The organism is Cardinium endosymbiont of Culicoides punctatus (genome assembly GCF_004354815.1).
In the GTDB taxonomy this organism is placed as follows: domain Bacteria; phylum Bacteroidota; class Bacteroidia; order Cytophagales; family Amoebophilaceae; genus Cardinium.
The window spans coordinates 1-22,506 of the sequence record NZ_QWJI01000017.1; the positions used below are offsets into that span (position 1 = coordinate 1).

Consider the following 22,506-nt stretch of genomic DNA (forward strand, 5'->3'; position numbering starts at 1 on the left):
TGAACCCTTAAAAATTTTTCAGGAAAAGTTATGGCGTAATCCATATACAGCTTTTAATTAAAAATGCGAAAGTCCTGTACAATAAATCACACGCATCGTAAAGACTACGAGTTCTTAAAAAGAATAAATTTTTAATCAGAAGATTATATTAAACAAATATACTGATATTCAATTACTTAACATATTTAATCTATGAAATACATTTACAAAATCATTGCCTTTTTAGCTATGGTATGGGTGACTACTGGCATAAGTAAGTGTAAAAGCGTTGCTCACGGTGTAAAGCATAATCGTACATCTAACGATAATACAAAATTAGCATTTAGTATATCTGCTCTCAAAGAGGCTATTAGAAAGGGAAATCTTAAGGAAGTAGAAAAAGAGGTTTCGAAAAGTTCTGACCCTAAAAAAGATCTCAACAAAAAAATAATACATCTACCTCCCTTTTCACAACGTGGTATCGCAAGGCCACTGTATATAGCTATGTACTATAGACATAAAGAAAAAAATCCAGAAAAGAAAGAGCAATACCTAAAGATTATTGAACTTTTATTGAAGAAAGGAGCTAATCCTTGTTTATTTGCTAGCAGCGATATATTATCAACTAGTTATCATATAACCATGGCAGCAGGGCAACAAGATGCACCAGTAGTACAATTATTACTCGATTATGGAGCAAACGTCAATCAATTAGATAGTAAAGATGGAGGCTACGTTACTTATGATGGAGCTATCCATAAAGCTATGAAGAATGGTGATATAGCTACTCTTAAGATTCTTTTAAAAGATCCAAATATAGATGTTAATCTACATGCATATATATTACCATTGCACGCAGGTATATATGGTTATAGAGATGCACTCCATAAAGGTAATCAAATAGAAGCAGTAAAATTGCTATTGCAAAACGATGATATTAAGATCAATGAAGAGGATAATAATCAATACACCGCGCTTGATAAAGCAGTTGTTTTAAATTGTACAGAAATTGTGGAATTACTGCTAAAACAGAAAGGTATAGATATAGAACACAAAAACTGTCATGGCCGTACGCCACTTGCCCAGGCAGTACATAATGGTAACGTGGAAATCGTAAAGTTATTGTTAAAACATGGAGCCAATCCAAAAGCTATTTCAATAAAAAATGCATTATTGTCAAAACTAGGTTTTGGGAAACATAAAGAAATCAAAAAGCTTTTAAAGGAAGCAAAGAAAAATCAGAAAAAAACAAAAGAGTCGCTACCTGTTTTTGATGCTATTCATGTTACTGAAAAGGATGGAGCATGTTCTATTTGCCTTAGTAAGTTAGTGGATACTAGTGAGCATCAGCATGCAATAAAATTAAAAAAATGCAATCATAAATTTCATTTAGATTGCATATCTGAATGGGTTCTTATCAATAAAACATGTCCATATTGTCGAACAAACATGGAATAATAAGTAATTCCCAAGGTATCCCATGTTCTGCATAAAACAGATATGATTTTTATGATTGATATATAATGAAATAGGTAAAAATATTGGTGGTATGTTTGCTGATATATTAAAATTGAAAAAGGCACCTGGGGGAGTTACCAAAAAGCTTTTAAAGAAGCAAAATAAAATTAACTATTTTTATTTGATAACCAAAACAATTCTATACAAAGTATAGCATATATACAAACATATAACACGTCCCTCAAGAAAAATGCGTGAGAAAAATCTAAGCAAAAAATTCGATCAAAGCCAGATAGCTCCTTTTGAGCTCCATAGGAGCGATTTTATCTGGCTTCGAATTTTTGTGCAGATTTTTAGCATTTTTCTTTTGGGACAAAAAGGATTTTTTGCTTACTTTTTTGGCCCTCAAAAAAGTAAGGACCCGCTGGCAAGCGGTTTACAGCAAAGCAGGTACAAATGTAGCGAGCAGATTGCATATTTGATATAAGTTCCTTACATTTTTAATAAGGCACCAGAGTCATTCCTTTGCTGGTGGTTAAAATAAATCACACGCATCGTAAAGACTCCAGTTCTTAAAAAAATAAATTTTTAATCAGGAGATTATATTGAAAAATATACTGATATTCAATTACTTAACATATTTAATCTATGAAATACATTTACAAAATCATTGCATTTTTAGCTATGGTATGGGTGACTACTGGCATAAGCAAGTGTAAAAGCGTTGTACACGGTGTAAAACATAATCGTACATCTAACGATAATACAAAATTAGCATTTAGTATATCTGCTCTCAAAGAGGCTATTAGAAAGGGAAATCTTAAGGAAGTAGAAAATGAGGTTTCAAAAAGTTCTGACCCTAAAAAAGATCTCAATAAAAAAATAATAAAACTACTTCTCTTTCCACCACGTAGTATTGTGAGGCCATTGTATATAGCTATGTACTATAGACATAAAGAAAAAAATCCAGAAAAGAAAGAAGAATACCTAAAGATTATTCGATTTTTATTGAAGAAAGGAGCTGATCCCTGTTTATTTGCTACAAGCAATATATTATCAACTAGATATTACATAACCATGGCAACGCAGCAAAAAGATAAACAAGTAGTAGAATTATTACTAAATCATGGAGCAGACGTCAATCAATTAGAAATTGAGAAGGATGTTGAGTCACCTGATTATGATAGCGCCCTACATGAGGCTATGAAGAATGGCGATATAGATATTCTTAATATCCTTTTAAATCGTAAAGATATAGATGTTAATCTATCTGCTAGAGGTATGCTACCATTGCACGCAGGGATATATGGTTATAGCGATGAACCTTATAAAGGTAATCAAATAAAAGCAATAGAGTTGCTGTTAAAAAATGATAATATTAAGATTAATAAAGAAGATCATAACAGGTACACTTCGCTTGATAAGGCAGTTGTTTTAAATTGTACAGAAATTGTAGCATTACTGCTAAAAGAGAAAGGTACAGACATAGAACACAAAAACTTTTTTGGCCGTACGCCACTTGGCCAGGCGGTACATAATGGCAACGTGGAAATCGTAAAGTTATTGTTAAAACATAGAGCTAATCCAAAAGCCATTTCAATAAAAAATGCATTATTGTCAAAACTAGGTTTTGGGAAACATAAAGAAATTAAAAAGCTTTTAAAAGAAGCAAAGCAAAAAAATAACTGTTTTTATTTGATAAACAAAATAATTCTATACAAAGCATAGCATATATATAAACAGATACACGTCCCTCAAGAAAAATGCGTAAAACACATCTAAGCAAAAAATTCGAAAAGAGCTACCGGAAATAAAAAAAATAACACAAGATAAAGATAATAATAGATTAAATTTATTTTGTAACAAACTAAACAGTCACCTTATGGAAAAGCTAACCCCAAGAGTAGACATTGTCTTTAAAAAACTATTCGGCGTTGAAGAGAATAAAGACCTATTGATATCACTTATTAATGCTATTGTGCAAGAAGAAGATCAAGTAGCAGATATTACCTTACTCAATCCTTATAACCATCGAAACTTTAGACAGGATAAGTTGTCTATCTTAGATATTAAAGCAGAGAGCTGTACAGGAAAGAGATTTAATATTGAAATACAGATTACCGATGCCAAAGACTACGATAAGCGTGCATTGTATTACTGGGCTAAATTGTATACAGAGCAATTAGAAATTTCTAGAAGTTATGATATTTTATCTAAAGCCATCGGCATCCATATACTTAACTTTACCAGTATTCCTACATCGGAGAAGTACCATAATATATTTCATATTAAGGAAATAGATAATAATATACATTATTTCAAAGACCTAGAATTACACACCATAGAGTTAAAGAAATTCATCAGTGATAAAGATTCAACATTATCTGATATCGTATCGAAAGTAAGTAGTGGTTTAGACCAGATGGGTTACCTTTTTATCCCGTCATGATTTATTAAACAAAGAGCATTTACCCTCTGCATTAAATGACAGCAATATAAAAAAAGCGTTAGACGTATTAGACGTTATGAACTTTAATTCAGAAGAAAAAGAAGTTTATGAAGATCATTTAAAATGGATTCGCACAGAAGCCCTAGCTGTTAAAACAGCCGAAGAGAAAGGCGAAAAGATTGGATTAGAGAAAGGCAGAGAAAAAGGCAGAGAAGAGGGTATAGAAGAGGGAGAAAGGATTGGATTAGAAAAAGGTAAAAAAGAAGAACGCTATGCAACTGCCTTAAAGATGTTAGAGCTGGGCATAAATATAGACACCATATCCATTGTTACCACTTTTTCAAGAAAAGAAATAATTTCTATTATGGAAGAAAACAACTTAAGTTTATAAGAAGAGGCTTTTGAATCAGTCAGGGATTGAGGCCACTTTTCCATGATATTTTCTTTGAAAAAAATTAACCATTTTTTATCAAAAAAAAGTGGAAAATGCTTAATGTCAATGATTTATGCCATCATATATTTAAACCACCACCGTCTATTGTAGTCAGCCATTATATTTTTGGAATGGTTTTTGCTCGTTTTTTTACTGTAGGTTTAAATCAGTTTAATTCTAACTTTAATTATTAGCCATGCATGAACAAGGAACTATATCCATACATACGGAAAATATTTTCCCAATTATCAAAAAATTCCTATACTCAGATCAAGATATTTTTCTTAGGGAATTAATAGCTAATGGTGTAGATGCGATTCAAAAGCTCAAAAAATTATCTTCTATGGGCTTATATGAAGCATCTACTGAAAAATTATCTATTGAAGTAATAATCAATGAAAAAGAAAAAAAACTTATCATTAAGGACACTGGCTTGGGAATGACGGCCGATGAAATTAAGCAATATATCAACCAAATTGCTTTTTCTGGAGCTACTGCATTTATAGAGAAATATAAAGAGCAGATGGACCAACATCAACTCATTGGTTTTTTTGGATTGGGTTTCTATTCGGTCTTTATGGTAGCTAAGAACGTTGAAATCATTACCAAGTCTTACCATCATGGTGCTCAAGCTGTTCATTGGACTTGTGATGGTAGTACTAATTTTGAAATCACTCCTACTACCAAAAATGAAGTAGGAACAGAAATTATTGTACATATAGCTGAAGATTCTGAAGAATTCCTAAATAAGGAACACATACAGTCGATTTTAAATAAACATTGTCGTTTCCTCCCCGTAGAAATTTTCTTTGATGGAAAAGTTATTAACCATACAACACCTTTGTGGACTAAAAATCCAACTGATTTAAAATCAGAAGATTATCTTTCTTTTTATAAAGAACTATATCCCTTAGCGCCAGACCCTCTTTTTTGGATACACTTAAATATTGATCATCCATTTACATTAACTGGCGTATTATATTTTCCTAAAGTTGCAAATTACTTTGAACAAAAAGAAACTGTTCAGTTATATGCAAGGCAGGTTTTTATTACTAATGATGTAAAAGAGGTTATTCCAGATTTCTTGTGCCTACTGCATGGCGTAATTGACTCTCCTGATATACCCCTAAACGTATCCAGGAGTGCCTTACAATCAGATAAAAATGTTAAAAAAATTGGCACATACATTGGTAAAAAGGTAGCAGAAAAACTAGAAGCACTTTTCCGACAAGATCGTAAAGCCTATGAAGATAAGTGGAATGATATAGCTCTATTTATCAAATATGGCATGATAACAGATGACAAATTTGATGAAAAAACAAGAGAACTTATCCTGCTACAAAGTACAACAAATCATTATTATACCATAGATGAGTATAAAAATAAAGTATCTAAAAATCAAACTGATAAGCATGGAAATATAATTTTTCTCTATACAACAGATCCACAAAAACATGCTATGTATATACAGACAGCACAGCATAAAGGTTATGACGTATTGGTACTTAATAGTCCTGTTGATACCAATTTTATTAATTTTGGTGAGTATAAGTTCGATAACATTAAATTCAAAGGTATTGACACCGATACACTTAGCAACTTAATTGAGAAAGAAGAGGTATTAGAGCAGGTGCTTACAGAAGTAGAGCAAAAGGAACTAAAATCCATTTATGAACAAACTATTGGTACAGAGCAAACCACGTGGAATGTGACATCTATGTTACCAGAGGAGCTACCAGTAACCTTTGTAACTTCTGAACTTTTAAGACGTATGGAGCAGTTTTCTCAAGGTCGAGGTACTGGAAAGAAAGACATATTTAAATCTATGCATTTGGCTATCAATGGGAATCACCCTTTAGCAAAGAAAATCCTTGGTATTACGGATAAAGATTTGCAAAAAGAGTTGGTAAAAAATGCTTATTATTTAGGACTTCTTGCACAAGGCATGCTGGAAGGAGATCTATTAGCAACATTTATAAGAAATTATACAGATAAGTTGTTAAATGCATAAATGCATATTTGATCGAATCGTCTGTGGAATACCTCTAGACGATTCGATACCTTTATTTGAATTTATTCAAATTCCTCCATATATCGGTCACCTTGCTTCTCATCGTCATAATAACGGAAAGCAATATCCCCCTCCAAAAATTCTTTAATAGCTTCTAATACAGGCTTTGGTTGCCTTTCATAGTGTTGAGAAACCTCGTATTGTCTATGCTTATCTAGGCTATCCTTTTCTTGGCTAATACTTACATAGTCTTCTAACTTAGCATCTAACTCTTCTTTTAGTTTCATGGCTAGATGCTTAGCACGTTTAGTAATAACAACCGTACTTTCATAAATATTACCAGTAGGTGCAATCAGCTCACTTATGTTTCTAGGAGTTAAATATACTTTTTTATTTAGATTCATAATTAATGATAAAATTAAAAATTATTTTAAAAATTGTTCCTGTTATACCATGTAGATGGATTTGTTAAAACTATTTCTTAAAATATTTAGGCATATGAGGAAGCATGGCCAACCCAGTATTATTTTCCATACCTTTCTTCTTTTTTAATACCATGCCTTTATCAGTGTCATGCATATAAGCACTATGCCATTTTGATAAGTCAAGCATACGATCAATAATTTGCTTTTTTTCTTGTTCATTAGACACTGTTTTAGCACGTTCTTTATAACTTTTTAGCAAGAGGGCATATGTCTTGAGCTCGAAGCCTGAATTAGGATAAGTTTTTTCGAAATTTTCAAGTGCAACAATAGCAGCATGATAATATCCTAAACGCACGTAGCATGCAGCCTCTTTAAAACTTTTAGATATAAGGCGATGGTGTAAGGTTTTCAAAGCAATATGGGCTAAGTCTAGGTAATGTCCTTCCGGATACATTTCCAAGTATTCTTCAAGCAAGTGAATAGCATCGTAGGTAACTGTTTGGTCTAGATAGATGTCTACATTTTCGAAAGCCAAACTATATCCAGCCATAAAAAATGCCTCTTCTATTTGTGGATCCAAAGAGTATTGTTCTGTAAGGAAATGAAATTGGTTTGAGCTAATACTATAATTTTTCTCGTAGTAATTAGCATAGGCTTCATAAAACTGTAACTGCAACCGATCTGCTTTACACTTAACAACCGGAAGCAACTCTTCTATTAATTCAAGTACGTTTGTATAACGCTGTTTTTCATAAAGCTTGACAATCTTTTGCATTTTTTCTAAAACGGCCGCATTACTTTGTGTATGTGTCGTATCCGTAGACCGGGCCAGTGTAGGGGTGACATGTCCAAAACATGCAAAACCAAGCAATAAAAGTATTTTTCTAGACTTATTCATTTATAGCGCTTACATTCAAACTTAACTTTCTACAATTCATACAAGCACACTACTTATTAAAGTGCAACAGGAGGCCTGCTTTCCCATTTTCTAAGAAAATCACCTATATTTATTCGAGTTAACTCTTAAAAAAACAGACAACATATAGATTTTACTACTCACCATCTTAACACTTTAAGTGGAGTTGGAGGGAATCGAACCCTCGTCCGAACAAGAAAACCGCAACGCTTTCTACATGCTTAGTTACTGTTTATTGTCGATATAACCAAGGCCAGTGAACTTACCTCATGTTATACGTATACGCGATTAAATCTTGTGTAGCCATCACGTAACCTATCCTACACCAGTCCTATGTAACGATGCCTCTATCCTGACCCCATAGAACAAAAGTCAGAGAGACAAACTCCCCTTAGTCTATCGACTAAGCAGCCATGCGGAATACTCCTTCTTCCCCTCCTTCTTCCTCTTCCTCTTCACGGCGAGAATTAATAATAGCAAAGATGCCATTTATTCAATGTGTAAGTTTTATTTAGAGGTAATACTTACAACACCTCGCATGCTTACATTGGATTTTAGCTTCCCGTCAATTCCAGTCAACCCCAAATGGCTTATGGATATCCATTTCGTTCATCTATAAGGAACTACCCATTAAGATATCGTGTTAAGATAGTATTTTTTCCTGGATGTACCAAACTTGCATAGCATACAGGACTTTCGCATTTTTATCTAAAAACTGTGCATAGATATACCCTATAAAAGTTTCAGAAAACTTTTGAAATATTTACTTTTTATTGATTATAAAATTATTAAATATCATCATATCTAAGTATAAAAGCATTATTGCCATTGTACGAAAGTCCTGATTAATGCTGAATGGATAAATTGGGACTTTTGAAGAGATTGTGTAAAATGTTTTTCTTGTTTTATAATCCCTAATTACTAAATCCATGTAGTGAAAAATTTGCTGTTTTTCATATATTTAGACCACTACCCTTTGCGTTTTTCAGAACTTAAATTTTACACATTTTCTTGTTTTGCCTTATCTAAAAGCTCTTTGATTTTTTTGTGTTTTTGAGAACCCAACTTTGACAAAAATTCACCCCATTTTGTTGTTGTAATACCTTCCGGATTGGCTCCATGTTTTAACAACAACGCTACGATTTCTACATGACCATCATGCACTGCCTGGCCAAGTGGAGTACGTCCGTAACGGTTTTTGGATTCTAACTTTATAACTGGATGCTCTAATAATAGATCTGTTGCGTAAGTCCCTGTTATTAGTTTTTGGAGTAAAAAAATGTTAAAATAGGGGGTAATACTTAATATAACCGTATAAATACCTACCCCCTATGGGCTTAACATATAAAAAATTATCGAAACATCCACTCTCTTTACGTCGTTTATTAGACCTATTGCGTAAGTACTAGGCTCACTGAAGTGGGCAAAATTCACTTAAAAGCCATCTATTATGTACAAATAGCTGTATTTTTATTCCATCTACTTACAAAACAGGTCTCTAAAATGATTCGTTTTAATAACTAGTTTAAAAACTTGACCGTTGTACGCGAAGAAATTGCTATAGAAAATGAAGTAATAAAAAAATCTCTACCTATCATTCCTTGTTCATACCTGACCCGGTCTTCAGTCCATTTTCTTTTACTGATATAACTACATATTCGCATTGTAAAGGCTGCAATTTGATCAGCTGTTGCAAACCAAGAAGAAACCATTTTAGGATGATAATTAGGTGTATCAGGAGAAACACTGGTAATAATAATGGCAGAAGCTGTATTGGAGAAAGCATGCCACCCACTGGTAGTCGGTGGCTTTTCACGTAAATCTAATAGATATGTTCCACCAGCTGTCATTAAGCTTACACCTGCATTAGACCATATGGTTAATAAATCTGCACGCCGAAAACCTTGTTGTAACTCAAGATATAAAGCAACGGACATTAAAATAAGATAAGTACCACTTTTGACGAAATTTAAATGTGCCGCATGATCTTGGCTAAAACTATACTTCGAGCCTTTTCTTGACCAACCAAAACAATACTTCCACCCAGCACCAAAAAGATTTGAGGCGCTGTTAGCTGCAAACGTAATACTAGCAATAGGTAGCCCTTTAAGCATTTCTTCTATAGGCATCTTTATGGTATTCCCCTTGTTAGTAATCGTTTTTAATTTCTGGAAATCAATTGTTCCAGCCATCATAGACTGCTCTATTTCATCCATTTCTGGTAAATAAATCTCAACATTATTGGAATTTAGATCTTCTAATAAACTATCATTATGTACTTTTACCAATACGGGAAAAAATACTTGATTCAAATCAATTCCAGTAGGTACCATATTATTAGATAGTGCTACTGTATCATTAGATGGTACAGGCATTTGCCAGCCCCCCTCCAAGTACAGCTCCTGCTACAAGCGCTTTATTTAATTCGATATTTGAGTAACTCGCTTCTGACTACAAGCGCCTAAAGCGTAAAATAGCGTAATCCATAAAATGGACGTATACACATGATATATGAGTTTGCTTATATATTTCATTATCATTAAAAATTTATATTAAAATAATAACCTTCTGTGAAGGTATATACCTATAGGCATAGCCGGTCTAAAAAAACAACCTAGCCTATTTCCACTTGATTCTTTGTATATAAAAATTTGTATGTGTTGTACATCTTTTGCACCAATCCTTATGCAAAATTATGACACTACCATGCTTAAATGGATATATACAAAAGAACCCATGTGTAGGAACGCATAGCATTTACGCTGCATGTGATGTGATGGATCACCAGCAACGGGAATAACTCTGGATCCTTACTAATAACCCACATTCCGCACCAAAAAATGCAAATCTTACAATTATTTTATAATTGATTACTAATAATTTTTATAATTGTATAGTAATATACTTTCATAGCCAAAGTAAAACTTTGTACAGAGTATAAGTTTTAGAAACTACTAATTAGTAATAATTTTTTGCTTTACTATTGTATGGTAACTTTTTATTTAGTATAATAAGGAAGCAAACCTAATCATTCATTATGAAATGAGTGTTTCATTAAACAATATATTCTACAAAATGTTGTTTTTGAAGTAATATTAAATAGTTTTGATGTTATCAATTGATCTTAATTTAATTAATAAGAATCTAAAAAAAGGTGCGGAATGTGGGTAATAAGGTAATTAACTTACATCAAAGATGCAATAGGTGAACACTATTTATTAAACAGACTTTTTATCTGAAATATCAGTTACAGTAGTAGTATGTTCCTGTGATATTAAGGATTTATTGCGCATATATAAATAAGAAGGAATACCACTTGCTATAATTACTCCAACAACCATAAGATGAAAAAGACTCATAGCAGAAACGATCATCCAGATTGAAAACAACATGGCAAGTAATCCTATTATACAGTTGCTTTTTGTTCTTGCAATCCGATTATCCCATAGTAGTTTACAATAACTACAAGTTGAAAGAGCATAAACCAATAGAAAAATAATCACAGAAACATCTATGAGGTCTAGTAATTGTTTCTTTAAACTGTTATTTAACGTAAGGATTAAAAATGGAATAATTCCTAATGAAGATGCTAAAATACTGTAGTGAGGAGAGCCATATTTATTGGTTTTTGTAAACAGGTAAGGTAGCATATTTATTTTTGCTGCGCTGGCAGCAATTTGCCCAGAAACGAAAATCCATGCGTTGAGTGTTCCAAGGCAAACAATAAAAACAGCAATAGCTATAGGAATATGCCAGTTACCACCTAATATCAACTGTGCTATAGCCATAAAGGGAGCATCCATGCCCTGCAATGCAGTGAGGGGTATTACACCCATAACAACAATGCTAATACCAAAATAAATTATAGCTACCAAAGTTGTACCCACAACAAGTGCCCTAGAAATGGTTGTTGCATTTTTTACATTTTCACTAGGCGTAGTACCACTTTCTAATCCAATAAACCCCCAAAAAGAAATTAATGTAGAATTCGATAATATTTTATTGAATGAACCAACTGGGAATGTTCCATTGGTAAAATGAGTAGTATCAAAATAAAATAAGCAACCAATAGGAAGAATAACCAAGGGCAGGGTTTTGAGTAATGAAAGCACCATTTCCATTCTGGCACTTGTTGTGGATCCTAATAAGTTTAAGATCATGAAAAGAAGTATTAAAAATATCTCTAATACCAATATAGCCTCTTTAGAAAGGGATTTACCTATGCTATTTTCTATAATAGGTGTTATATACGAAAAAGCAGTTAGAACAACAACGGTAGTACTTACAAAGGAAATTATCCAATAACTCCAAGTAGTAAAAAAACCATATTTAAAACCAAATACATTAGATACATATACATGTGGCCCCCCTACTCCTGTATAGTAACGGGCTAGTTTACCAAATACAATTGATAAAAAAATTGCACCAACTCCACTTAGTAAGCATCCCAATAGAGACATATGGCCATATTCTGCAAGTGCTGCAGGCAATATAAATAACCCACTCCCAATTTGGGAACCTATTACAATGGCAACCAGTGAATAAAATCCTATTTTTCGATTCATTGAATATATAAAAAAGTGTTGTGAAAAATTAAATATATCAGGACCAACTAAATCATAAAACATATTACATTCCTATCTTCAACATAGCATGATAAAAAAACCAAAGTTCTTAGCTATCTCCTTAACATTTGTAGACAACAGTATGTAGGGGTGGTACTACCGAACTAAATACGCAGTCTCATAGCAAGAACGTAAGGAAACATGGTACCAGTATGTTTAGTTAGCAGCACTGCTGATACACTATATCATGTACGTAATCCTGTTAATATAGCAATAAAATTGTAAATTTAAAAGCAAAAAAGTATGATTTTTAAATAAAAAGTTTAATTTTACAACCGTTTAAGAAAGCAATTATTCTTGCACACACTTTATCTTTACCTAATAATATCAGTGTATCCATAAGTTCCGGACCAGCTGTTACTCCTGTAACTGCCATACGCAATATGGGCATAATATGACCAATAGAAGTGTTATGGGCTATAATAGATGCTTGTAATAATGATTTAACATGTTTATGATCCCATTCTGTTAGCGTAGATAACGCATGCATAAAGTCTGTTAAAACTTCTTTTATCTGTACATTCCATCTTTTTTTGATTGTATCACTGTCGTAGTTAATAGGAGCCATAACAAAAAAGAATTTTCCTTCTAGCCAAAAATCTTGGGGGAAAGTAACCCGATCTTTTACAAGATCACAGATTGGAATCACATTTTCTTGATTACATGTTATTCCTTCTTTAGCAGCTTCTGCTATAAAATATTCTGCCCAAACAGTTGGACTTTGTTTTTTTATATGCTGTTGATTAAACCAATTGGCTTTAGTGATATCAAATTTTGCTCCAGATTTTCCCAATCTTTCTAATGAAAAAGCTTTTATGAGTTCTTTTTGCGTAAACAGCTCTTGGTCATTTCCTGGACTCCATCCTAATAAGGCAAGAAAGTTTAATAACGCTTCTGGCAAGTAACCTTGCTCTCTAAATCCTTTCTTGACAGTAAGTTCTGGTCTATTCCAAATAATGGGGAATGCAGGAAATCCATATTCATCGGCATGACGTTTACTTAATTTACCTGTTCCATTTGGAGATAATAATAGAGGCAAATGCACAAATTTGGGCATCTGCTCGCTCCAACCAAAATAACGGTACAGCAGTACATGAATGGGCATAGAAGGTAGCCATTCCTCTCCACGGATGACATGGGTAATTTGCATTAAGTAATCATCTACTACACTGGCAAAATGATAAGTAGGTATACCATCCGATTTCATTAATACCTTATCATCTAGAACGGAGGTATCTACTTTGACCCAACCGCGTATCACATCATGAAAACGAATATGCTCTTTATGGGGTACATTCAGCCGAATTACATATGGCTTCCCACCATCTATCCACTCTTTTACTTGTTCTGGAGGAAGCGTAAATTGATTTTTCATCCATTCACGGCTTATTGAATTGTATTGTGGGCTAGTAACTTTTGCCTCTTTAAGACGGATACGCATTTCCTCTATATCTTCTTGAGAATCAAATGCATAATAAGCATGTCCTGCATCTAACAAACGTTGGATATGCTGTTTGTAGATATCTGTTCTTTCTGACTGTTTGTATGGTGCATAAGGGCCACCTTGTTCTGGTCCTTCATCTGGAACAATGCCTAACCATCGTAAACTTTCTAGAATATATTCTTCGGCACCAGGAACAAAACGTTTTTGGTCCGTGTCTTCTATGCGTAGAATAAACTGTCCTCCATGTTTTTTTGCAAAAAGATAATTGTACAAAATAGTTCGAACACTGCCAATATGTAATGCCCCTGTTGGACTAGGAGCAAATCGAACCTTAATAGCATTATTCATAAATAAATGTTATTGATTTTTAAAAGCTGAAACAATCCATCCCCCTCCTATCACATCCTCTTCTTCATAAAAGACAGCAGCTTGACCAGGTGTAACAGCATGAACACCAGAACCAAAAAACACATGCATGCGATCACCAACTTGTTCGATAACGGCAGGAGTACCTTGGTCATTGTACCTGATTTTGGTAACTGTATCTATTTTTTTCCCATTGAGATTTGAATATTTCGATAAATTAAGCTTATGTACATACATACCATCTCGAGATAATTCATCAAAAGTTCCCAATACAATTCGATTGGTTTCTTTTTGTATTTCTGTAACATAAACAGGATAGCCTAAGGCAAGATTTAACCCTTTTCGCTGACCAATGGTATAAAAAGGATACCCTTCATGATGGCCTACTACAGTACCATCTTCTAATACAAATTCTCCACCTTTTACCTGCTCTTCTAAACCAGGAACCTGCCTTTTTAGAAATCCACGGTAGTCATTATCAGGAATAAAACATATTTCATATGATTCTGATTTATGCACTAAATCTGTAAACCCACGTTCCGTAGCAAATGCACGAATTTCCTTCTTTGTAAAGCCACCTAGAGGAAGTAATGTTCGGCTAAGGCTTTCTTGAGATACACCCCATAACGCATAAGATTGATCTTTATGTGTGTCTACTCCTTTTGAGATAATATATCGCTCTCCCTCTTGACGCACTTTAGCATAATGACCTGTTGCTAGGTAATCACAGTTTAATTTGTTTGCACGTTGCAAAAGCGCATCCCATTTAATATGTGTATTGCATAATACACATGGATTAGGGGTTCTTCCAGCTAAATATTCTGATTTAAAATGGTTGATTACATGTCCTCCAAACTCTTCCCGTATATCCACGATAATATGTGGAAACCCTAATTCAACAGCTATATTACGTGCATCATTAATGGAGTCTAAGCTGCAACATCCAGTCTCTTTTTTTTTACCACCACTATTTGCATAGCTCCAAGTTTTCATCGTCATACCCACCACTTCATAACCTTGCTCATGCAACATAACAGCAGTTACGGAACTATCTATACCACCACTCATGGCCACCAGTACGCGTTCTTTTTTATTCATATATGTTAAGCAGCAAATAGGGAACTCCCTTTATTTTTATTCTTGAATGTAAAGGTATCAAAAAACCAAGCGTTTATGCAAATTAAACCATTATCCATGTATGCTATGTACTACATAGAAAAATATTATTTTTATATCTGATTTATAATTCACTATAAAATATACAATAAAGTTTTAGTAGCACATTTACCTATGTGTTATTATTGACGAATATAATATTATTGGTTAATAATCGGTAGTGGCACAGTGTATCAAGAACATAAAAGAGCAATCGATTCTGTGAGTGCCGGATGGAATCTCTTGGCGACTCGACATACTCAAAACAAGGTGCAGAAATTTTTTGCATCATTCATGAATTGTTATCAACAAAACGTAAACAAGAAAACAACTTGTTTCAAGCTATTGTTGTTTTATTGGATCATTTTTGAATTATAGAATAAAAATAGTGTAAGAAGGAAAATGTGGATTAAAACAAATAGTAATTTCACTTAATACATTGAATTGTATTCAACATACAATAAGAAGAAGGGAGGGCTTCCCGTAGCTTTTATCAAAAAACAAAAAAAATGACACTGCAAAAGCAGCATAGCAACAAACCTGCTTTCACACGCTACAAGAAACCCTATGTCATCATAATACGGCTATTTAAGCCGGTATTACATTAAAGTTTAATTGATAAGATATTTCTTTATGTAGAAATAGTTCTGCCTGATAGGTCCCTATTTCTTTAATAACAACTTCTAGATTTATATTGTTATAATCTACTTCTATACCTTGTACTTTAAGCGCCTTAGATATCTGTAAAGGGGTAATAGAACCAAATATTTTCCCACGTTCCCCTACTTTTGCTTTTATAACAATTTTAGCACGTTCTAAAACAACTAAAAGTTCTTTAGCCCGTTCTTTTAACATTAAAGTCCTACGTTCAGCCTGCTTAGCATTTTCAAGGGCAACTTTTTTATTTCCTTTATTGGCAACAATAGCAATGCCTTGGGGAATCAGAAAATTTCTACCATAACCTGGTTTAACGGTAATAATATCACCTTTTTTACCCAATTTATTGTACTCACTTTTTAATATTACTTCCATTTTTCAAAAGAGTTACTTTAGGTTATCGGCTACATAAGGGAGCAAAGCCAATTGTCTTGCGCGTTTTACAGCACAGGCTACCTTTTTCTGGTACTTTAAACTATTTCCTGTAATACGCCTTGGCAGCATCTTACCTTGTTCATTAAGAAATTTCATTAAGAAGTCAACACATTTATAATCAACATGCTTAATACCATATCGCTTGAATCGGCAAAACTTTTTTAGTACTACCTTTTTCTGTATGGATTCATTTACTAAGGTCATAGGGTTGTATCTTTCTTAGATTGTTTTTTTTCGGAAGCTTCTGCTAATCTTCTTGTAGCATTGTGAGCTAATGCATGTTTATCCAAAACAAATGTCAAAAAACGCAAGACTTCTTCATCTCTAGAATAGGCAACTTCTAATTCCTTAATCAAGTTAGGAGAGCTTGCAAATTCTATAAGGTGATATATTCCGCTTTTCTTATGTTTTATAGCGTACGCTAATGGCTTGAGCCCGATCTCTTCTTCATGTACTATCGTTGCATTGCGTTCTGTAAGAAACGATTTATACTTATTTATAGAAGCTTCTACTTGTTCAGCAGAAAGCACAGGTGATAGTATAAAAACTGTTTCGTAATGTCTTAATTCCATGTTCAATAGTTTCACGTTATGAGCGATGAGAACTAAGTTCCGAAAAAAAATGATGAAATCAAATTTATTTTTATACTTTCGTAGTAAATCCTTAGAGATAACTAGAAAAATGGAGTATAAGGAAAGAGGCTGTTATTAGTCAGCTAAAATTATAATTATTTGGTTCTCAACTTAAAATGTTGTATGTCTAGAATAATAATGAGGAAAATATATATTATTTTATGCAAAAACCTTACAAAGCAATCATATAGATCAAGCACCAATTGGCTAATGATTTACAGCAAAGTAGGTCTTGTAGCAGTTATGTTATCCTAAATCATAATTCATAATTTATGTGTGTACGCATCGAATCATCTTGGAAGCATGAACTATTACCAGAGTTCGAAAAACCTTATTTTAAAAAATTAGCTAGTGATATAAGAAAGGCTTATCAAGAATATATTATCTACCCAGCAGCTAAAAATATATTCAAGGCTTTTGACCTATCACCTTTTTCTGATACAAAAGTAATTATACTAGGCCAAGACCCTTATCACGGACCAAGCCAGGCAGATGGGTTAGCCTTTTCTGTTCCAGAAGGTACGCCTTTACCCCCCTCCTTACGTAATATTTTTTCTGAGTTGCAAGATGATATAGGTATTCCAATGCCTTCATCTGGTTCGTTGGATAAATGGGCAAAACAAGGAGTGCTTTTATTAAATGCAACACTTACAGTGGAGGCACACAAAGCAGGGTCTCATCAAAAAAGAGGCTGGGAAGTTTTTACAGATGCGGTAATAAGCACCATTGCAATACGAAAAAAAGGTCTAGTATTTATGTTATGGGGCAATTACGCTCAACAGAAAGAAAACTTTATTGATCCAAAAAAACATTTAATCTTAAAATCAGCACACCCTTCTCCATTATCAGCTCATAGAGGTTTTTTTGGCAATAAGCATTTTAGCAAAGCTAATGCATATTTATTGGATACAAGCCAAATGTCCATTGCGTGGTAAGAACATAGTGTCCTGGTAACTCCCGCGCTAAAGAGGCTTTTGAAGAAATCTGTGGTTCATACGCTCAAGATTTACTAATTGTTATTGCTGTTTTACCAATTAATTTATCTAAAGAGATTAGCTTATTGCCACTAGATGTATTAAAAATAAGTATCTTACCTACTAATCCTATAATACGACATTGGATAATTTCCTGAAATACTGTTTGTTCAGTTACTTCGTCAAGTATATTATATTTATTTTTTGGATAGTAATATTTATCCATATTTAAAATGGAACTTTCATCTTTGTCAAGACCTATTTTTAAAGCATATTGAAGTAATTCCTTCTTACCTTCTTCAAAATCAAATGAAGATTTTATTATCGATATTTTTTTTAGTTAATACTTTATCTTGAACTTTAAATTCATGATGAATAAATTGTTCTAATTTAGAAGCTTCATAAACATTTATACATTTCTTGATTAATAATGCTGCACGAGCTCCTTGTTCAGTTAGGCGATCGTTTAAACGATCGCAATATGCAGTTCCAACCTTAATATTACTTTTACCAAAGTAAGCAAGATAAACATAATGTTCTTTTTCATTATAGACACTTTGTTTATTAGGAATACTATCTGACTTTTTTCTTAAAAACCTTGGATGGAAACCAATCTCTTCATAACATTTATAACAATTGATATAACTACTATCAAGCTTAATTTTTTTTTAAATGGACAAGGATAAGTGTTTTTGCTAAACAGATCATATGTACCAATGCATAACTTTTCATCAAAAATAGGGCATAAGTTAACTTTTACATCTAAAATTGATAAGTGTTTACGAATAGTTGTTGGATTACTTATATCGTCAATAGTAAAATAAGGGCCACTTTCTTGATCGAAACCATAACCCACTAATATATTGCTATACATTTTCATATTAGTTAATTTATTGTTTATAACAACATTATGAATGTTTAACATACCCCCAATCCCATCTTTTTTATTAAAACAGTCACTCAATTTTACTTGTCTAATTTCTTTCTTTTTTGATTTGTTTAGTTTCATGTTATGCCTACTGGTATTGCATGAAATACTAAAAACTCACAAAATTAAAAATAAGATGTTGTCAAGCATTTTCATTGGCTAGTTTATGATAACTATGTAAGAAAACCAGATTTTAAACAAAAATTTCAAATAACTAATTTTAAATTAAAAATATCTTTTTTTTAAGATAAAATAAGAAACTACTCTATTATTTTACAAAATACCATTAATCAACTAAAAATAGTGAGTAGAGCGATAGACTCCTTGCGTCGGATGCCACCCCTTGTTAGAACCCATCGTTCCCTATTCATGAGTGATACCAAAGATAAATCCCACATTCCGCACCTTTTTTTAGATTCTTATTAATTAAATTAAGATCAATTGATAACATCAAAACTATTTAATATTACTTCAAAAACAACATTTTGTAGAATATATTGTTTAATGAAACACTCATTTCATAATGAATGATTAGGTTTGCTTCCTTATTATACTAAATAAAAAGTTACCATACAATAGTAAAGCAAAAAATTATTACTAATTAGTAGTTTCTAAAACTTATACTCTGTACAAAGTTTTACTTTGGCTATGAAAGTATATTACTATACAATTATAAAAATTATTAGTAATCAATTATAAAATAATTGTAAGATTTGCATTTTTTGGTGCGGAATGTGGGATAAATTGTTTGCTGTCGCCGATACTAAACCTAAATGATCTAGAACTTTACTGCTTGCTTCCATATGAATACAAAACAAATTAATAATCAATATAAAATTACATAATTATTTAATTAAAAAAAACTTTTTTTTAGTGCGGAATATCGGATTTACGGGTCAAAGCAGATTATTTGAGCAGCGCTTATCCAGCTTTTAGATCCTCTTCATAAGCTCATTCAGCTAGCCCATTCGATTCCCTGGAAACAATTAGAATTAGAAGTAGAGATAGATAAGCAGTTCCGTTCCGGTGCAGGTAAATCTCCTGCCTATACGATTAGCTTAATGCCATATAAATTAAACGACCGTCACTATGCTACTCTACGTTTCTTCTATGGAATAAACTACGCCACTTTATTCTAAATAGTTGCAAAAAACTTTCTACTACAATCTTTATATTCATTTTTGATACACCTTTTACCCTATCTGTAAAAGTAATGGGTATTTCTACTAACTTAGCACCACATTGATACGCTAAAAGCTTGATTTCCACTTGAAAACTATACCCTGTTGAAGTTATATTATTCAACAATACGCTTTTCAGTATGGTACGTTTATAACACACAAACCCAGCAGTAGCATCTTGTACAGGTATACCTATAAAAGATTTGACTACCCAATTAGCTACATGTGACAATAAGATTCTAGTACGCGGCCAGTACACAATATGGCTACCTACTATATAACGAGACCCAATGGAAATATCCCCCTCATTTTGCATGCATATTTTTAATAGCCTAGGCAAATCGCTAGGGAGATGCGAAAAATCAGCATCCATACTGCAAATATATTCATAGCCATGCAACAATGCCCATGAGAAACCCATCAGATAGGCTCGACCTAGCCCTTGTTTTTCTGAGCAATTTAAAAGATATAGTTGACCTGAATAATGTGGTTGCAATTTTTTTACAAAATGGGCTGTATGGTCCGGAGAGTTGTCATCTACTATTAAAAGATGCAATCCCATATTTAGATCGAAAATAGCCTTTATAATAGGAGCAATATTATCACATTCATTGTAAGTAGGTATTACGATTAATATCTTTGAAAGAATGCTCATAATATATACTGATAAAACCCTTTTAACCCTGTTTACTATTCCTTGGTTTGCTTTTATATATTTCTTCAGTTTCTTCTTTAGATAATTCTGACATAGAAAACCTATTACTTATAGGTGAATAGGCAAACTGTTTTATAAGATCATTTTTCCAATTGTTATTATAATCTCTACGTCGGATTAGCAGAGCACATGCATCGATATTACGATGGCTAGGATCTGGGTTATTTTTATTGTCATCATTGAATCTAATATTTAAGCCTATACATACGATTTTACCATATTCATTAATATACTGACCATAATAATCTCTATCTAGTATTTGTTTTAATCCTGTACAAGCATCTTTATTTAATTTTAACTCAAGTATATAAATGGTATGATTGGATTTATCCTTTATGACAATATCCGTTTGACCAATATTTGATATGGTTTCTGCTGAAATTTCTACATTTTCATCACCTAAAAACACACCATTTAAAAAACTATAGAGTAATGCATGAAAACTTTTTTCAGATTTTTCTGTTAATTCATAACTAGCTTTAGCATAACAATTACTTCTAAATATAGAAAAAAGCTTTTGCCAATCTTCTTGTTTAAAAGCTGATTGCACATTCACACTTTCTGCTATGCCATATGTTCTTTCTTGATTAGTAAGGTGCTTTTCAAAGTGCTCATACAAAGCTTGCTTTACTTCTTGATTAGGAAAGTCTAAGGTATACTTTTGTGTTTCCAAATCATGCGACGTTATCGTTAAATAGCCCGTTTGATACATTAATGGAATAATATCTAGTTGTTTAAGATCTTTGCTAGAAAGCAAATCACTTTCCGTTTGCAATAAACTCTCTTTAATGTTTTTTACGGAAAATCTTTCGATATTGGCTTCCATTTGATCTGTTAATATCGTAGTATCTGCGGTATCTTTCCAATAACCTTTTATCTCTCCAGACTCAAAACAAGAAAGCACAGAAGAGGGATTATACATGGGCTCACCATTAGCATGGAATTTATAGCCATTATAATATGCTTGCATACGATCCATAACGTCAATATTATTAGTCTTTTTATAACATTTTTCAATCCTGTTTTTTATGAATGGATATCTTTTAAAGATTGTTTCAATATGTTCTTTAGTATACCCAACAACACCTGCATATTGTGTAAGAAGAGACACATTCCCTGGATGGAATATATTAGCACCTGAACCTAATTCACTGAGACTAAATTTATATACCCCTGTTAAAAGTATGAGTTGACAAGAACCAGAACAACTTTTTACTACAGATAAAAAACCTTCAAGAATATCTTTGTTTTTTTTATATAAAATCTCAGCATCAATAATAACTTGAGGTTTTGATTTGCTATCTTCTTTAATTTTATATGCTTGATATAGCTTATCAATATTAGACTTAAGCTTTGCTATGGGACTATCATATTCATCTATTAAGACAATGACTTTATTAGAATAACTACTATCTTTCTCTCTAAGTTTTTTTAAACTATCAATCAAGTTTTCATAATAAGATCTAAAAGAATTATGACCAACAGGACTCTCCAAGTCCTTCACTACACTATATTTTTCATATTGTTTAGCAACGTTATACAACAATCTTTGAAGTTCCACCGCTAATATTTCAGGTGTATCATTTCCTATTTTAGAAAAATCCAACTTAATCACTGGGTATTTTGGCCATTTTTTATCTAAGGGTACATATTTTTGAGGTATTTCATTTGGATCATCTGGATTTAATTTGATTGCACCGGTCTCTATAAAACAATCTGAAAA

The 22,506-nt window shown here is 32.6% G+C and carries 20 protein-coding genes and 1 other RNA gene; 6 read left to right on the forward strand and 15 right to left on the reverse strand.

What is annotated here, in order from left to right; all coding sequences use genetic code 11:
• Positions 1-192 precede the first annotated feature (192 nt).
• The 5 genes from CCPUN_RS03075 (at position 193) to htpG (ending at position 6,330) form a co-directional block, all read left to right on the forward strand.
• A complete protein-coding gene (locus CCPUN_RS03075; protein WP_133282122.1) occupies positions 193-1,437 on the forward strand; it encodes an ankyrin repeat domain-containing protein in 1,245 nt (414 codons plus the stop codon).
• Positions 1,438-2,085: 648 nt separating this feature from the next.
• Entirely contained in the window at positions 2,086-3,165 is a 1,080-nt protein-coding gene (locus CCPUN_RS03080; protein WP_133282123.1) for an ankyrin repeat domain-containing protein, read from the forward strand.
• Between the two features lie 154 nt (positions 3,166-3,319).
• Positions 3,320-3,886, forward strand: coding sequence for an Rpn family recombination-promoting nuclease/putative transposase (locus tag CCPUN_RS04805; RefSeq protein WP_240034347.1), 567 nt, complete (start codon positions 3,320-3,322; stop codon positions 3,884-3,886).
• A gap of 76 nt (positions 3,887-3,962) precedes the next feature.
• On the forward strand, positions 3,963-4,277 hold the full coding sequence (locus tag CCPUN_RS04810; RefSeq protein WP_240034348.1) for a hypothetical protein: 315 nt from the start codon (positions 3,963-3,965) through the stop codon (positions 4,275-4,277).
• A 238-nt stretch (positions 4,278-4,515) separates the two neighbouring features.
• Positions 4,516-6,330, forward strand: coding sequence for a molecular chaperone HtpG (gene htpG, locus CCPUN_RS03090; RefSeq protein ID WP_133282124.1), 1,815 nt, complete (start codon positions 4,516-4,518; stop codon positions 6,328-6,330).
• A gap of 62 nt (positions 6,331-6,392) precedes the next feature.
• On the opposite strand, the gene CCPUN_RS03095 is transcribed toward htpG, so the two are convergent.
• The 11 genes from CCPUN_RS03095 to rpsF all read right to left on the reverse strand — a co-directional run bounded on the left by CCPUN_RS03095 (position 6,393) and on the right by rpsF (position 16,925).
• Entirely contained in the window at positions 6,393-6,734 is a 342-nt protein-coding gene (locus tag CCPUN_RS03095) for a DNA-directed RNA polymerase subunit omega (RefSeq protein WP_133282125.1), read from the reverse strand.
• A gap of 70 nt (positions 6,735-6,804) precedes the next feature.
• The gene (locus tag CCPUN_RS03100) at positions 6,805-7,653 is read right to left on the reverse strand and encodes an outer membrane protein assembly factor BamD (protein WP_133282126.1); all 849 of its coding nucleotides are present in this window, start codon (positions 7,651-7,653) and stop codon (positions 6,805-6,807) included.
• A gap of 176 nt (positions 7,654-7,829) precedes the next feature.
• Positions 7,830-8,254, reverse strand: a transfer-messenger RNA (tmRNA) gene (ssrA, locus tag CCPUN_RS03105).
• A gap of 416 nt (positions 8,255-8,670) precedes the next feature.
• Complete coding sequence (locus tag CCPUN_RS04830) at positions 8,671-8,991, reverse strand: ankyrin repeat domain-containing protein (protein WP_133282127.1); 321 nt, start codon at positions 8,989-8,991, stop codon at positions 8,671-8,673.
• A gap of 200 nt (positions 8,992-9,191) precedes the next feature.
• Positions 9,192-10,064 carry a hypothetical protein gene (locus CCPUN_RS03115; RefSeq protein WP_133282128.1) on the reverse strand — a complete coding sequence of 291 codons (873 nt, stop codon included), beginning with the start codon at positions 10,062-10,064 and terminating at the stop codon, positions 9,192-9,194.
• A gap of 825 nt (positions 10,065-10,889) precedes the next feature.
• Positions 10,890-12,236, reverse strand: a complete 1,347-nt coding sequence (locus CCPUN_RS03120; RefSeq protein ID WP_165941929.1) for an APC family permease — start codon at positions 12,234-12,236, stop codon at positions 10,890-10,892.
• A gap of 310 nt (positions 12,237-12,546) precedes the next feature.
• Positions 12,547-14,088, reverse strand: a complete 1,542-nt coding sequence (gene gltX / locus CCPUN_RS03125) for a glutamate--tRNA ligase (RefSeq protein ID WP_133282130.1) — start codon at positions 14,086-14,088, stop codon at positions 12,547-12,549.
• Positions 14,089-14,097: 9 nt separating this feature from the next.
• Entirely contained in the window at positions 14,098-15,204 is a 1,107-nt protein-coding gene (gene mnmA, locus CCPUN_RS03130) for a tRNA 2-thiouridine(34) synthase MnmA (protein WP_133282131.1), read from the reverse strand.
• 645 nt (positions 15,205-15,849) lie between these two features.
• Positions 15,850-16,293 (reverse strand): 50S ribosomal protein L9, encoded by a 444-nt coding sequence (gene rplI / locus CCPUN_RS03135; RefSeq protein WP_133282132.1) that lies wholly within the window; start codon positions 16,291-16,293, stop codon positions 15,850-15,852.
• Between the two features lie 12 nt (positions 16,294-16,305).
• Positions 16,306-16,557, reverse strand: a complete 252-nt coding sequence (gene rpsR, locus CCPUN_RS03140; protein ID WP_133282133.1) for a 30S ribosomal protein S18 — start codon at positions 16,555-16,557, stop codon at positions 16,306-16,308.
• Complete coding sequence (rpsF, locus tag CCPUN_RS03145; RefSeq protein WP_133282134.1) at positions 16,554-16,925, reverse strand: 30S ribosomal protein S6; 372 nt, start codon at positions 16,923-16,925, stop codon at positions 16,554-16,556. The genes rpsR and rpsF overlap by 4 nt, the downstream gene beginning before the upstream one ends.
• A gap of 332 nt (positions 16,926-17,257) precedes the next feature.
• Between rpsF and ung the strand changes: the two genes are divergently transcribed.
• On the forward strand, positions 17,258-17,920 hold the full coding sequence (gene ung, locus CCPUN_RS03150) for a uracil-DNA glycosylase (RefSeq protein ID WP_133282135.1): 663 nt from the start codon (positions 17,258-17,260) through the stop codon (positions 17,918-17,920).
• Positions 17,921-18,264: 344 nt separating this feature from the next.
• Here ung and CCPUN_RS04915 read toward each other — a convergent pair whose 3' ends face one another.
• The 4 genes from CCPUN_RS04915 to CCPUN_RS03170 form a co-directional block, all read right to left on the reverse strand.
• The gene (locus CCPUN_RS04915; protein ID WP_133282148.1) at positions 18,265-18,621 is read right to left on the reverse strand and encodes a DUF2797 domain-containing protein; all 357 of its coding nucleotides are present in this window, start codon (positions 18,619-18,621) and stop codon (positions 18,265-18,267) included.
• On the reverse strand, positions 18,549-18,968 hold the full coding sequence (locus tag CCPUN_RS03160) for a hypothetical protein (RefSeq protein ID WP_133282136.1): 420 nt from the start codon (positions 18,966-18,968) through the stop codon (positions 18,549-18,551). The genes CCPUN_RS04915 and CCPUN_RS03160 overlap by 73 nt, the downstream gene beginning before the upstream one ends.
• A 1,011-nt stretch (positions 18,969-19,979) precedes the next feature.
• On the reverse strand, positions 19,980-20,723 hold the full coding sequence (locus CCPUN_RS03165) for a polyprenol monophosphomannose synthase (RefSeq protein ID WP_133282137.1): 744 nt from the start codon (positions 20,721-20,723) through the stop codon (positions 19,980-19,982).
• 22 nt (positions 20,724-20,745) lie between these two features.
• The coding region (locus CCPUN_RS03170; RefSeq protein ID WP_133282138.1) for an AAA family ATPase at positions 20,746-22,506 on the reverse strand (1,761 nt) is incomplete at its 5' end.

Coding starts and splice junctions, on each gene's coding strand:
- CCPUN_RS03165 (WP_133282137.1), bottom strand. CDS start 20,723: ATGAGCATTCTTTCAAAGATATTAATCGTAATACCTACTTACAATGAA.
- CCPUN_RS03100 (WP_133282126.1), bottom strand. CDS start 7,653: ATGAATAAGTCTAGAAAAATACTTTTATTGCTTGGTTTTGCATGTTTT.
- CCPUN_RS03095 (WP_133282125.1), bottom strand. CDS start 6,734: ATGAATCTAAATAAAAAAGTATATTTAACTCCTAGAAACATAAGTGAG.
- CCPUN_RS03080 (WP_133282123.1), top strand. CDS start 2,086: ATGAAATACATTTACAAAATCATTGCATTTTTAGCTATGGTATGGGTG.
- ung (WP_133282135.1), top strand. CDS start 17,258: ATGTGTGTACGCATCGAATCATCTTGGAAGCATGAACTATTACCAGAG.
- rpsF (WP_133282134.1), bottom strand. CDS start 16,925: ATGGAATTAAGACATTACGAAACAGTTTTTATACTATCACCTGTGCTT.
- CCPUN_RS04805 (WP_240034347.1), top strand. CDS start 3,320: ATGGAAAAGCTAACCCCAAGAGTAGACATTGTCTTTAAAAAACTATTC.
- CCPUN_RS03160 (WP_133282136.1), bottom strand. CDS start 18,968: ATGAAACTAAACAAATCAAAAAAGAAAGAAATTAGACAAGTAAAATTG.
- gltX (WP_133282130.1), bottom strand. CDS start 14,088: ATGAATAATGCTATTAAGGTTCGATTTGCTCCTAGTCCAACAGGGGCA.
- rplI (WP_133282132.1), bottom strand. CDS start 16,293: ATGGAAGTAATATTAAAAAGTGAGTACAATAAATTGGGTAAAAAAGGT.
- rpsR (WP_133282133.1), bottom strand. CDS start 16,557: ATGACCTTAGTAAATGAATCCATACAGAAAAAGGTAGTACTAAAAAAG.
- CCPUN_RS03075 (WP_133282122.1), top strand. CDS start 193: ATGAAATACATTTACAAAATCATTGCCTTTTTAGCTATGGTATGGGTG.
- CCPUN_RS04810 (WP_240034348.1), top strand. CDS start 3,963: ATGAACTTTAATTCAGAAGAAAAAGAAGTTTATGAAGATCATTTAAAA.
- mnmA (WP_133282131.1), bottom strand. CDS start 15,204: ATGAATAAAAAAGAACGCGTACTGGTGGCCATGAGTGGTGGTATAGAT.
- CCPUN_RS03120 (WP_165941929.1), bottom strand. CDS start 12,236: ATGAATCGAAAAATAGGATTTTATTCACTGGTTGCCATTGTAATAGGT.
- htpG (WP_133282124.1), top strand. CDS start 4,516: ATGCATGAACAAGGAACTATATCCATACATACGGAAAATATTTTCCCA.